10 protein-coding genes are annotated in these 12,013 nt (G+C 62.4%); 2 read left to right on the forward strand and 8 right to left on the reverse strand.

The genetic code is table 11. The features are described from left to right. Positions 1-6 precede the first annotated feature (6 nt). Positions 7-1,176, forward strand: coding sequence for a M20 aminoacylase family protein (locus JP75_RS08285; protein ID WP_035081498.1), 1,170 nt, complete (start codon positions 7-9; stop codon positions 1,174-1,176). On the opposite strand, the gene JP75_RS08290 is transcribed toward JP75_RS08285, so the two are convergent. The 7 genes from JP75_RS08290 to JP75_RS08320 form a co-directional block, all read right to left on the reverse strand. Beyond that, positions 1,177-2,070, reverse strand: coding sequence for a nucleoside hydrolase (locus JP75_RS08290; RefSeq protein WP_035081499.1), 894 nt, complete (start codon positions 2,068-2,070; stop codon positions 1,177-1,179). Beyond that, positions 2,067-3,410, reverse strand: a complete 1,344-nt coding sequence (locus JP75_RS08295) for an amidohydrolase family protein (RefSeq protein ID WP_035081501.1) — start codon at positions 3,408-3,410, stop codon at positions 2,067-2,069. The genes JP75_RS08290 and JP75_RS08295 overlap by 4 nt, the downstream gene beginning before the upstream one ends. After that, entirely contained in the window at positions 3,407-4,468 is a 1,062-nt protein-coding gene (locus tag JP75_RS08300; protein WP_035081504.1) for an ABC transporter ATP-binding protein, read from the reverse strand. The genes JP75_RS08295 and JP75_RS08300 overlap by 4 nt, the downstream gene beginning before the upstream one ends. A 9-nt stretch (positions 4,469-4,477) precedes the next feature. Further along, on the reverse strand, positions 4,478-5,266 hold the full coding sequence (locus JP75_RS08305) for an ABC transporter permease (RefSeq protein ID WP_201772914.1): 789 nt from the start codon (positions 5,264-5,266) through the stop codon (positions 4,478-4,480). Further along, positions 5,266-6,090, reverse strand: a complete 825-nt coding sequence (locus JP75_RS08310) for an ABC transporter permease (RefSeq protein ID WP_035081506.1) — start codon at positions 6,088-6,090, stop codon at positions 5,266-5,268. The genes JP75_RS08305 and JP75_RS08310 overlap by 1 nt, the downstream gene beginning before the upstream one ends. A 155-nt stretch (positions 6,091-6,245) precedes the next feature. Beyond that, on the reverse strand, positions 6,246-7,283 hold the full coding sequence (locus JP75_RS08315) for an ABC transporter substrate-binding protein (RefSeq protein WP_035081508.1): 1,038 nt from the start codon (positions 7,281-7,283) through the stop codon (positions 6,246-6,248). A 138-nt stretch (positions 7,284-7,421) separates the two neighbouring features. Further along, positions 7,422-7,889: an Lrp/AsnC family transcriptional regulator gene (locus JP75_RS08320; RefSeq protein WP_035081510.1), complete on the reverse strand. Its 468-nt coding sequence runs from the start codon at positions 7,887-7,889 to the stop codon at positions 7,422-7,424. Between the two features lie 120 nt (positions 7,890-8,009). Between JP75_RS08320 and putA the strand changes: the two genes are divergently transcribed. Further along, positions 8,010-11,381, forward strand: a complete 3,372-nt coding sequence (putA, locus tag JP75_RS08325; RefSeq protein ID WP_035081513.1) for a bifunctional proline dehydrogenase/L-glutamate gamma-semialdehyde dehydrogenase PutA — start codon at positions 8,010-8,012, stop codon at positions 11,379-11,381. 60 nt (positions 11,382-11,441) lie between these two features. Here the strand turns inward: putA and JP75_RS08330 are convergent, their stop codons facing one another. Beyond that, on the reverse strand, positions 11,442-11,933 hold the full coding sequence (locus JP75_RS08330) for a hypothetical protein (protein ID WP_035081515.1): 492 nt from the start codon (positions 11,931-11,933) through the stop codon (positions 11,442-11,444). Positions 11,934-12,013: the final 80 nt, after the last annotated feature.

Here is a 12,013-nt window from a genome sequence, read left to right on the forward strand (position 1 = left end):
AGGCCAATGCAATCGCGCAGCAACGATCCCTTCGAACTCGAAGCCATGACGGCGCTGCGCCGCGATTTTCACGCCCATCCAGAACTGGGCTTTGAAGAAGTCCGCACCAGCGCCATCGTCGCCGAAAAACTAGAAGAGGCGGGTATCGAAGTGCATCGTGGGCTTGGGAAAACCGGCGTTGTAGGCACGCTCAAGATCGGTACGGGAACCCGACGCATCGCCCTTCGCGCCGATATGGATGCTTTGGCCATGCCCGAACTGGCCGATCGGCCATACAAGTCGGAAACACCGAACACTATGCATGCCTGTGGCCACGATGGTCACACTGTGATGCTGCTCGCCGCCGCGCGCCATCTGGCGCGGACGAAGAATTTTTCCGGCACCGTGCACTTCGTCTTCCAACCCGCTGAAGAGGGTAGGGGCGGCGCCAAGGCGATGGTCGACGAGGGGTTCTTCAAGCAGTTCCCAGTGGATGCGGTCTATGGCCTTCACAATATGCCCGGCCTCGCCACTGACGAAATGGCTGTCGTCGCCGGGCCGCAATTGGCGTCGTCGGATAGCTGGACCGTCACCTTCAGGGGCGTCGGTACACACGGCGCCAAGCCGCATCTCGGCCGCGACGCCGTGACGGCGGCGGGGCACTTTCTGGCGGCGATCCACACTATCGTCGCCCGCGCGGTCGATCCCTTGCAGCCGGCCGTCGTTAGCGCTTGTGCGCTGGAGGCGGGAGACTTCAAGGCGCTCAATGTGATTCCCGACGTGGTTCGCATCGGCGGGACGGCGCGGGCCTATCGCGCTGATGTGCGCGACCAGCTCGAACTTGAGATTGGCAATATCGCCAGCGGTGTCGCTGCCACATTCGGCATCGAGGTGGACTACGAATTCCTGCGCCGCATTCCGCCTGTTGTGAACGACGGCGATGCAACAGCGCGTGCACTCAAGGCAGCTCAAGTGGCGACCGGGCGCCCGGTCGTGACTGATTTTCCGCCCTCAACCGCGGGCGACGACTTCGCCTATTTCGGCGCCGAAGTGCCCGGCGCCTATGTCTGGCTGGGCAATGGCCCAGCCGTCGACGGCGCGCTGCACCACAATTCGCGCTATGATTTCAACGACGACGCCATTCTCACCGGCGCGCGCTTCTGGGCGACGCTGGTGGAACAGGAATTGCCGGCCTGATCAGACGAAACCGGTCCGTAACAGGGCCAATGCGCGCTCGGTATCGACGCCGAGCGCCACGTCCACCGGCTTGCCGCGGCGGTCGACCAGCAGACGGCCGGCATCTGGGTCGTCGCCGAGGTCGATATCGAGCTTCATGTTCTCGATCTTGAAAATGCTGGGATCGATCGCGGCCAGCATCACGCAGGGATCATGCAGGGGCCGGCTCTCGCGGCCATTATGCAGATAAACACCGAGCAATTCGCGCGCGAGGCGACCATGCGGCGTGTCGGGGAGGGCGGCGACATAGGCGATATCGGCGCGCACCAGGCGGGTGACATCGAGCGGAATGATCGTGACCTTGACCGGGCTGCCAATGACCACCGAGGCCGCTTCCGGATCGGACGCGAAATTAAACTCGGAACTGGGGCCGGAATTGCCCGGCGCGTGAATGGTCCCGCCCATGACGATGATCTCGCCGATGCGCTCGATGACCTCGGGGTGCTCGGTGACCACATGGGCGATGTTGGTCAGCGGCCCAAGCGCCAGGATGTCGATGCTGCCGGGCTCGGACTCGGCGAGCATGCGGGCGATCCAGTCCGGGGCGCCGTCGAGCGGCGCCTTGGCGGGCTCCGGCAGCTCGATGCCCTTGAGGCCATCCATGCCGTGCACCATGGCGACAAGGTCCTGCAATTCGCGCGTCAGCGGAATGTCGGTGCCCCGGACGACCGGAATGTCGCCGCGACCCATGAAGGTGAGAAGGCCACCGGCATTGGTTGTGGTGCGATCAAGCCCGATATTGCCGGCGATGGTCGTGACGCCGAGCACGTCGAAATGACCCGATCCTAGCGCGAAGAGGATGGCGATGGCGTCGTCGAGGCCCGGATCCGTGTCGATGATGACGCGCTTCTTCATGGTCTTACTTCCTCAACGCCAGCCTGGCGGTCGATACGGTCCATTTCCGCCTTGAACTGACGGGCGATCTGATTGGCATCGGCAACGGTCTTGCCGACATCCAGCGTTTGCACCTTGCGCTCGCGCATTAACCAGCGGCCGGCAACCATTGTGTCGGTCACGTCGGACGGCATGGCGGCGAAGACAAGCGCGGAATAAGGGTCGTAGATCGGATGGAAGCGCGGGGCGGCGAGGCTGATGCGGATCAGGTCTGCCTGCTTACCCTTTTCCAGCGAGCCGGTCTTCAAATTAAGGCTCAGCGTCCGCGCGCCTTCAATCGTCGCCATGCGGATCACGTCCACGGCCGGCAGCGGCTTGCGCGAGCCGGCGAAGAGTTTTGCGAACATCGAGACCGGCGCAAACTGGCTGAAGAGATCGAGTGTATTGCCGCTCATAGCGCCATCGCTGCCGATGCCGACGGGCAGTCCCGCATTGCGCATCTTTTCAACCGGGGCAATGCCGCGACCGGCTTTGCCGTTGGAGCGCGGGTTGGTCACCACGCAGACCTGATGCTCCGACATCATGCGGATATCGGCATCATCGAGCTGCAGGCAGTGCGCGCAGATGAGATTGGGTCTTAGGAGCCCTGCTTCGGCCGTGACGGCGACCGTGGATTTGCCATGGGTGTCGAGCGCCCATTTTACCTCAAGCGAACTCTCGGCGAGGTGCATCTGCACCGGCACGTCCGGGTGATCGGCCGACCACAGGGCGATACGCGCCATGGTTTCACGACCGGTGGAATAGGGGGCATGAGGCGCGATGGACGGCATCACCAGCGGATGGCCGGCGAAGCGATCGACTAGCTCTTCTACTCGCGCAAAACCCTCGTCGAAATTCCTGTGATCCGGTGGATCGAAATCGGCCAGCGTCTGGCCGACAATGGCGCGTAGACCCGCCTTGTCGCAGACGTCGCCGACTTCGGTTTCGAAGTAGTACATGTCGGCGACGGTGGTGATGCCACCCTGGATCATTTCCAAGGCCGACAGTGCTGAACCGACGCGCACCATCTCGGCCGAAACGAACTTGCGTTCGAGCGGCAGGATGTAGCGATAGAGCCGATCGTCGACATCTTCGCCCAGGCCGCGAAACACCGACATGCCCATATGGCAGTGGGCATTGACCATGCCGGGCATGACGATGTCGCCACCACAGTCGACTATCTCCGCACCCGGCACCTCAGGCGGTGTGCCGGAGCCGAGCGCAGCGATAGTCGTACCCTCGACATGCACCCAACCATTCTCGTGAACCGTCAGGGCGTCGTCCATGGTGACGACGAGGGCATTGGTGAAGAGAACGCTCATTCAACCGCCAGGATGGTGCACTGATCCGGCACCGGCACAAGCTTGGCACTCGAGCCGGGTTCCAGCGGCTTGCTGAGCGGACCATTGGCCACCAGCGTGCCGGCAGCGGTCTCGCTCTGGTACTGATAGGCGCGACCGAGATAGGTGCGTAGACCGAGCGTCGCCGGAATGCCTTCGGCACCCGGATTGTCGGTGACCGCAAGACCATCGGCGCGGCAAGCGAGGACGAAGTTGTCCGGGATCGCACCAAAATGCTCGAGGCTCAGCGTCAGCTTCACGCCACCGGCGGCTTCCGCCGTGATCTTTGCGCCATCGCGGGCCACGACTTTCATCGGCACGAGGTTTTCGAAGCCAACGAAGCGGGCGACGAAGGCATTGGCCGGGCGCTGGTAAAGATTTTCCGGCGTATCGAGCTGCATGATTTTGCCCGCGTGCATGATGGCGACGCGATCCGAGATCGAGAAGGCTTCTTCCTGGTCGTGAGTCACATAGACCGAGGTCGTGCCATTGGCGCGCTGCAATTGGCGGATTTCGACTCGCATGTCGACACGCAGTTTTGCGTCAAGGTTCGACAGCGGCTCATCGAACATCAGCAGCGGCGGTTCGATGACGAGGGCGCGGGCGAGCGCCACACGCTGCTTCTGGCCACCCGACAGGGCGCCGGGAAGGCGCTCGGCGAGATGGGCAAGGCCGACGCGTTCGAGCATGGCGCCGACGCGCTTGGTTTTCGCTTCGCCCGAAATGCCGCGCTGCTTGAGGCCGAAGCCCACATTCTCGGCGACGCTCAGGTGTGGGAAGAGCGCATAGTTCTGGAAGACGAGGCCGATGTCGCGCTGATGTGCGGGCAGTTTGGTGAGGTCTTTGCCACCCAGGGTGATGCTACCGGAGGTCGGCTGCAGGAAGCCCGCGACGAGGCGCAGGGTCGTGGTCTTGCCGCAGCCGGACGCGCCGAGGAGGGAGACGAGCTCGCCTCCGGCAATGTCCAGCGACAGATCCTCGAGAACCTTGGTTTGGCCGTAGTGGGCGGTGATGTTGCGAATGGAAAGTGGCTTGGTCACGGCTGACCTCTATTTGGCAAGGAAGGTGAGACCCAGGGTGCGCTCGACAATGGCCATGACGGCCACCGTGAGCACCATGAGCAGCACCGAGACCGAAGCGACGGTGGGATCGAAGAACTGCTCCATATGGGCGAGCAGTTGGATGGGAAGCGTTGATATGCCCGGTCCCGTGAGGAAGATCGAGATCGACACGTCATTGACCGAGGTGATGAAGGCCAGGATGAAGGCCGCGATCACGCCGGAGCGCACATTGGGCAAAAGCACGGTGAAGAAGGTTTTCAGCGGCGGCGAACCGAGGCTGATGGCCGCTTCCTCGATGGAGAAATCGAAGGAGGCGAGCGAGGCCGAAATCACCCGGATCACATAGGGCAGGATCAGGATCGTGTGCCCGATGATCAGCGACAGAAAGATCGGCGCATTGAACTGGAAGGCGAGGTTTTTCAACAGCGAAAAGCCCAGCACAAGTTCGGGCACCAGCACCGGCAGCACGAAGAGGGTCGACAGCCAGCCCGGAAGCTGGATGCGATAGCGGCTCATGGCGTAGGACGCCGGAATGCCGATCAGCAGTGCCACGAAGGTCGAGATGACAGCGACCTGGAGGCTCGTGAGGATGGTGCGACGGAACGCGTCGATCTCAAAGATGTTCTGGAACCAGCGCAGGCTCAGACCCTGCGGCGGGAAGGTGAGATAGGTTGTGTCGCTCAGCGCCGCGCCGAGCACGATGATGAGCGGCCCGACGAGGAAAATGAAGACCAGTGCGGTGAAGCCGATCAGGGCTGGATGGATTTTTGTCGGCATCAGACGGTCATCGGGTTGAGGCGGCGCGCCGCGGCATTCATCGCCATGACAATGGCAATGGTGATCACCACCATGATGGCGGCAATGGTGGAGGCGCTCACCCAATCGAAGGTGACCATGGCCTGCTGATACATCAGCGTGCCCATCATCATCACCTGCTCGCCACCGAGGAGCTGGGGCGTCGCGTAAGAGGTGAAGCTGCCGGTAAAGACCAGCACGGCGCCGACGATCAGGCCGGGCACGGCGAGCGGCAGGATGACCTGGGTAAAAGTTGCCCAGGAATTGGCGCCGAGCGAGGCGGAGGCCTGGATGAGATCATCGGGAATGGCTTCGAGCACACCAACGAGGGTGAGAACCATCAGCGGCACGAAGAGATAGACCATGGCGACGATGACCGAGCCCTGCGTGTAGAGCATCTGCAGCGGTTCGCCGATGATCCCGAGATTGATCAGGGTCGAATTCAGAATGCCGTTTTTGCCGAGGATAATGAGCCAGGCGAACGAGCGCACGACGACGCCGGTGAGCAGCGGAAAGACTGCGGCGATGATCAGGATGGATTTGAGCCAGCCCGGCGCGCGCGACACCACATAGGCAGTGATGAAGCCGATCACCAGCGCGATGACCGTAACGATCAGCGAGACATTGATGGTGCGGAGAAGCACGGTGCGGCGGAAGCCGCTGCCGAAGAAGGCCTGATAGGTGGCAAATGGTCCGCCCGGCGTTCCGAACGTCGTGTAGATCGTGGCTGCAACGGGAGCAACGAGCCCCAGCAGCACCAGCAGGGTTGCCGGCGAAGCCAGCGTCCAGCCTGCAAAGCGTTTCATCGCCTATGGCCTTTTTCTTTGGTAGCCCCTCAACCACCGCGTTGTTCCCGTGGAAGCGGGAATCTCTCATTCAGTGCAATACGGGATTCCCGGGGTGGCGGGAATGACCCCAAAGCAGAGGTGGGGAAAACTCGCGTTTCCCCCACCCGAAAATCTTACATGCCGAAGATTTCGTTCCAGCGGTCAACCCAGCCGCCCTTGGCGGCATTGAGCTTGGCCGAGTCGATGCTCTGGAGGCCGGCGATCACGTCTGCACCATAGGTCCAGAGCGCAGCCTGTTCCGGAGTCAGGGTGACGGCGGTATTGACCGGAGCGTCAACGCCCTGCTCGGCAAGCTGCTGCTGGATTTCCGGGGACAGGACGAAGTTGATGAACTCATAGGCCAGTTCCGGCTCGGCGGCGCCCTTCGGAATATTGATCGTGTTCAGCGTCGCGATCGAACCTTCCGAAAGGTCGGCCCAGACGACGGTGGGGACGGCGGCCTGGATCTGCGCGAGGGTAAAATCCTGCGCGATGGCAGCGGTGACTTCGCCGGTCGAGAAGAGGTTAATCATCTCCGAGCCGGTATTGTAGTTTTTCACGACATTCGGCTTGAGCGCTTCGACGCCGGCAAAGGCGCCATCGGCGTCTGCGAAGGCGTCAACGCCCTGATGCTCGCCAGCCTTGACCACAACCATCGGGCCAGCCGTTGTGGTGATACCCGGCAGCGACAGGGAAGAGGCGAGGTCTTCGCGCCACAGGTCGTTCCACGAGGTGATCGGGGTCGTCACCTTGGCGCTGTCATAAACGACGCCGACGCGGCCGATGGAGTAGGCCGGGCCATAACCGCCCTGCGGATCCTTGGCGATGTCGTAGAGACCTTCGATGTTCGGCAGCTTGGAGCGGTCGAGTTCCTGGAAGAGGCCCAGTTCGATGCCCTGCTGGCTGAAAGCGTCGGTGAAGTAGGCCACGTCGACGCCGCCACCATTGCGGATCTGCAGCTTGTTCAGGCGCTCGCCATTGTTGCCAGTTTCAAACTGGATTTCGCAGCCGCACTTTTCGCGGAAGGGGGCCAGGATGATGGATTCGAGCTTTTCGCCGTTAAAACCCCACCAGGAAATGGTGAGCGTCTTGGTCTGGGCGAAAGCGGGCGTGGCAAAAGCCGCGGTGGCGGCGAGGCCAAGCGCGAGAGTGGTTGCGACGATACGTGACATGTCTTGTTCCCTGTTCCAGCAGGCTTGGGACCGCTGGCGTTAAGTGTGCTCCCTCGGAATTTCAGCCTATTTTTGCGCCCGAGTTAACACAAGACTAATTTCTGGGCTTTCCGTCGCAATCCGCATGAAATCGCAGAACTATTCGGCGTCGTCCTTCACGGCCTCCATCGAAACATGCGTACTCGTATGGGCGACATGGGGCAGGGCGGAGATTTTCTCGCCCAGCACTTCGCGATAGGCGGCGATGTCCTTGGTGCGCACTTTCAGGAGATAGTCGAAACTCGAGGCGATCATATGCGCCTGTTCTACCTCGGGCAGGGCGCGGACGGCCTTGTTGAAGGCTGTCAGCGCGGCCTTTCGAGTGTCCGAAAGCTTCACTTCCACGAAGGCAACATGGGGCAGGCCCAGGCGCTCGGGATCGATGACGGCGCGATAGCCGAGAATATAGCCTTCGGCCTCCAAACGCTTGATCCGCGCCTGGCACGGGGTCTTGGAAAGATTGACCCTGCGGCTCAGTTCGGCGACGCTCAAACGTCCATCGCGCGCCAGCTCGTCCAGAATCTTCCTGTCTATCTGGTCTAAAGTTTCGAGAATGACTGTTTTCATGGTCTCTTCGCCTGCCTGAAGGGGCAAAATTACCACTGTCGTCGCGAGACGGCCATACAAATAGGCGAAACGACTTCCCGGCTTCTGGCATTTTAAGGCAACGCTTTTGAGTGCTCTTCCATGACCGACACGACCGCCTTTCGCGACACCATGCGCGCCCGCATTTATGCGGATGAAAACATCCTCGTCCCGCAGTTGATTGAGGCCACCGGCCTTGACGCGGCGCAGCGCCAAACCATTTCCGGCCATGCCGAGAAGCTGGTGACATCAGTACGCACCGGCAACAAGCTGGGGCTGATGGAAAGCTTCCTCGCCGAATATGGTCTGGCGACCGACGAAGGCGTGGCGCTGATGTCGCTCGCCGAAGCGCTGCTGCGCGTGCCTGATGCCGAGACCGTGGATGCGCTGATCCACGACAAGGTCGGCGGCTCCGACTGGGCCAGCCATTTCGGCTCCTCGTCCAACACGCTGGTCAACTTCTCGTCCTGGGCGCTGAATCTGACTGCCGACGTGCTCGGTGATCCCGAAGTCGGCCCCAAGAACGCGCTGCACCGCGCCATCGCCCGTCTCGGCGAACCTGTCATCCGTACCGCTGTCGGTCAGGCCATGCGCCTCCTCGGCAGCCAGTTCGTCTTTGGCCGCACCATCGACGAAGCCGTCGCCAATGCGAAGAAGCCGGAGTCTCTGGGCTATCGCTATTCCTACGACATGCTGGGCGAAGCCGCCCGCACGGCAGAAGACGCCGAGCGCTATTTCAAGGCCTATTCCGACGCCATCGCAACGCTGGCGCCGCACTGCACCTCGTCGGCTGTGCGCGACAATCCCGGCATTTCAGTAAAGCTTTCGGCGCTGCATCCACGCTACGAGTTCGCGCAGCGCGAGCGCGTTCTTACGGAACTCGTTGATGCGACTCGGAAACTGGCCCTCGCCGCCCGTGAAGCCAATATGGGCTTCAACATCGACGCCGAAGAAGCCGACCGTCTCGATCTCTCGATGGAAATCATCGAGGCAGTGCTGGCAACTCCCGAACTCGCCGGTTGGGAAGGCTTTGGCGTCGTCGTGCAGGCCTATGGCAAGCGCGTGTTGCCGCTGATCGACTGGCTCGAAGCGACTGCCGAAAAGTACAATCGCAAGATCATGGTTCGCCTCGTGAAGGGCGCCTATTGGGACGCCGAAATCAAGCGCGCCCAGGTGCTCGGCCTACCGGGTTTCCCGGTCTATACCCGCAAGGCGATCACCGACGTCAGCTATATTGCGGCGGCGCGAAAACTCTTCTCCAAGAAGCGCGTCTATCCCCAGTTCGCCTCGCACAATGCCCACACGGCCGCTGCCGTTCTGCATCTGGCGGCCGAAGCAGGACGCCTTAACGACACCTATGAATTCCAGCGCCTCCACGGCATGGGCGAGCGCCTGCACGAAGTGCTGCGCACCAACCATGGCACCCGCACGCGCATCTACGCGCCAGTCGGCCCGCACAAGGACCTGCTGGCTTATCTCGTGCGACGCCTCCTCGAAAACGGCGCCAACGGTTCCTTCGTCTACCAGATCGCTGACGAAGATATTCCGGCCGCCAAGGTCGCCGAAGACCCGATCGCCAAGCTGCTGGCGCTCGATGGCTTTGCCAACCCCAACATCCCGTTGCCTGACGCGGTTTTCGGTGCGCGACGCAATTCGGCTGGCCTCGACCTGACCGACCCGGTGGCCTTCGGTGCCGTGAACGCTGCCCGCGAAACCTTCTGCAAGACCCAGTGGCTGGCAACGCCGCTGCCGGTCGCCGAGGCTTCGAGCGAAACCACCCCGGTCATCAACCCTGCCGACCCCACCGACATTGTCGGCCATGTCGTTTCGGCCTCGGCAGCAGGCGTCACTGCGGCGATCTCCGCCGCTGTAGCCAGCAAATGGCCGCAGACCGCCGTCGGCACCCGCGCCGAAGTCCTGCGCAAGACGGCCGATCTCTACGAAGCCAACCGCGCCGAGCTTTTTGCGCTGCTGGCCCGCGAAGCTGGCAAGTCCTGGGCAGACGCCGTGGCCGAAGTCCGCGAAGCCGTCGACTTCCTGCGCTACTACGCAGCCGAAGCGGAAACCAAGCCCCTGGCCGCTGCGCGCGGTCCCTTCGTCGCTATCTCGCCGTGGAATTTCCCGCTCGCCATCTTCTCCGGCCAGATCGCGGCGGCGCTCGTCGCCGGTAATCCGGTAGTAGCAAAGCCGGCGCCGCAGACCCCGCTCATCGCCTTCCGGGCCGTACAGTTGATGCATGAAGCCGGCATCCCGACCGACGCCATCCAGCTCATGCCAGGCGGCCCCGATGTCGGCACCGCGCTGACCTCGGATGCGCGTATCGCCGGCGTTGCCTTCACCGGCTCGCTACCGACCGCCCATCGTATCGACCGCGCCATGGCCGAACATGTCGACGCCAAGGCGCCGCTGATCGCCGAAACCGGCGGCCTCAACGCCATGATCGTCGACTCGACCGCGCTGCCGGAACAGGCCGTGCGCGACATCATCGCCTCGGCTTTCCAGTCGGCCGGCCAGCGCTGCTCGGCGCTCCGCGTTCTCTACGTGCAGGAAGATGCCGCCGAGCGGACCGTCGAAATGCTCAAGGGCGCGATGGACGAACTGACCCTCGGCAATCCCTGGGATCTCGCCACCGACATCGGTCCGATCATCGACGAGCCTGCGCGCAAGAAAATCCAGTCCTATGTGGATGTTAACAAGGCAAAGGTGATTCACGCCATGAAGGCGCCGACATCTGGCACCTTCGTTGCGCCGACCGTGGTAAAGGTCGGTGGCATCGGCGAAATTCCGGAAGAAATCTTCGGGCCGGTGCTGCACGTCGCGACCTTCAAGGCCGACGAGCTCGACAGCGTCATCGACGCCATCAATGCTTCCGGCTATGGCCTCACCTTCGGCATGCACACCCGCATTTCGAGCCGCGTGAAGAAAGTCTCGGCCGCAGTCCACGCCGGCAATATCTACGTCAACCGAAACCAGATCGGCGCCGTCGTCGGCTCCCAGCCTTTTGGTGGCGAAGGCCTCTCCGGCACTGGCCCCAAGGCCGGCGGCCCTCACTATGTCGCACGCTTCACGTCAGGCCATTCCGGCCTGCAGGCTGCCGCCGAGACGCTGCCGGGCCCGACGGGCGAAAGCAATGTGTTGCACGTTTCTCCGCGCGGCACCCTGCTGTGCCTCGGCCCGACCGAAGCCGATATCTCGGCCCAGAAGGTCATGGCCGGCCAGGCCGGCTGCGTGCCGCTGGTCGCCTCGCTCGACAAGGACACGCTTGGCGTCGCGACGACCTTCGACGCCGTCGCCTGGTTCGGCGACGACGCGACGCTGTCGATCATCCGCAAAACCCTCGCCGGTCGCGATGGCCCGATCTTGCCGATTCTCACCAGCACCGAAGACGTCGCCCGCCTGCAGCATGAACGTCATGTCTGCATCGACACCACGGCTGCCGGCGGTAACGCCACCCTGATCGCTACGGCGAGCTAAAAGAAAAGGCCCGCAGCATCAGCTGCGGGCCTCAATCTCTATGTTATTCTCGGTGGAAAATCAGCGTGCAGCGACCGCCGCGGCGAGCTTGGCCGGGACCGACAGCACGGCCTTGATCTCTGCAACGCGCTCGGACGTGTAAAAATCTGTCTCGTGCAGCATGTTGACCGTGCCGACCAGTTCGCCGCCAAGGATGACGGGCATGTTCACCACGGACTGGCAGCCGAGCGAGTTGATCAGCTCATAGTCCGGAAACACCTTGGCAATGTCTTCGATGGTGTTGGCGACGAAATAGGCGTGCTGCTTGTGTACGATGTCGAACCAGGCGTCATAGTGGATCGGCTTGGTGCCCGAAGTCGGGTAGCTGACGGCATCGCTGGTATAGGCGCGACGAGCCAGCTCGTTGGTCATGTCGACGGTCATATAGGTGAAAAGCTTCACGCCCACGGTCGCTTCGGTCAGCGTCTGCAGCGCAGCAAACGCCGCCTCGACTCCCCTAGCCTCGGCAATAGCCACATCAAATGCGGCGAGGGCGGCGGAATGGTCAGTCATTCGAATAGTCCTTAAATTATTGAATTGGGGCAGGGCGCGGCGGCATTCACCGGCCCGGCACCCCCCTCGACGGGGGAGGA

It is taken from the genome of Devosia riboflavina (genome assembly GCF_000743575.1).
Lineage (GTDB): Bacteria > Pseudomonadota > Alphaproteobacteria > Rhizobiales > Devosiaceae > Devosia > Devosia riboflavina.

What these genes read in the sequence shown, in the direction of transcription:
- JP75_RS08285 (WP_035081498.1), top strand. Translation starts at nt 7, where the DNA reads ATGCAATCGCGCAGCAACGATCCCTTCGAACTCGAAGCCATGACGGCG.
- JP75_RS08290 (WP_035081499.1), bottom strand. Translation starts at nt 2,070, where the DNA reads ATGAAGAAGCGCGTCATCATCGACACGGATCCGGGCCTCGACGACGCC.
- JP75_RS08295 (WP_035081501.1), bottom strand. Translation starts at nt 3,410, where the DNA reads ATGAGCGTTCTCTTCACCAATGCCCTCGTCGTCACCATGGACGACGCC.
- JP75_RS08305 (WP_201772914.1), bottom strand. Translation starts at nt 5,266, where the DNA reads ATGCCGACAAAAATCCATCCAGCCCTGATCGGCTTCACCGCACTGGTC.
- JP75_RS08310 (WP_035081506.1), bottom strand. Translation starts at nt 6,090, where the DNA reads ATGAAACGCTTTGCAGGCTGGACGCTGGCTTCGCCGGCAACCCTGCTG.
- JP75_RS08315 (WP_035081508.1), bottom strand. Translation starts at nt 7,283, where the DNA reads ATGTCACGTATCGTCGCAACCACTCTCGCGCTTGGCCTCGCCGCCACC.
- JP75_RS08320 (WP_035081510.1), bottom strand. Translation starts at nt 7,889, where the DNA reads ATGAAAACAGTCATTCTCGAAACTTTAGACCAGATAGACAGGAAGATT.
- putA (WP_035081513.1), top strand. Translation starts at nt 8,010, where the DNA reads ATGACCGACACGACCGCCTTTCGCGACACCATGCGCGCCCGCATTTAT.
- JP75_RS08330 (WP_035081515.1), bottom strand. Translation starts at nt 11,933, where the DNA reads ATGACTGACCATTCCGCCGCCCTCGCCGCATTTGATGTGGCTATTGCC.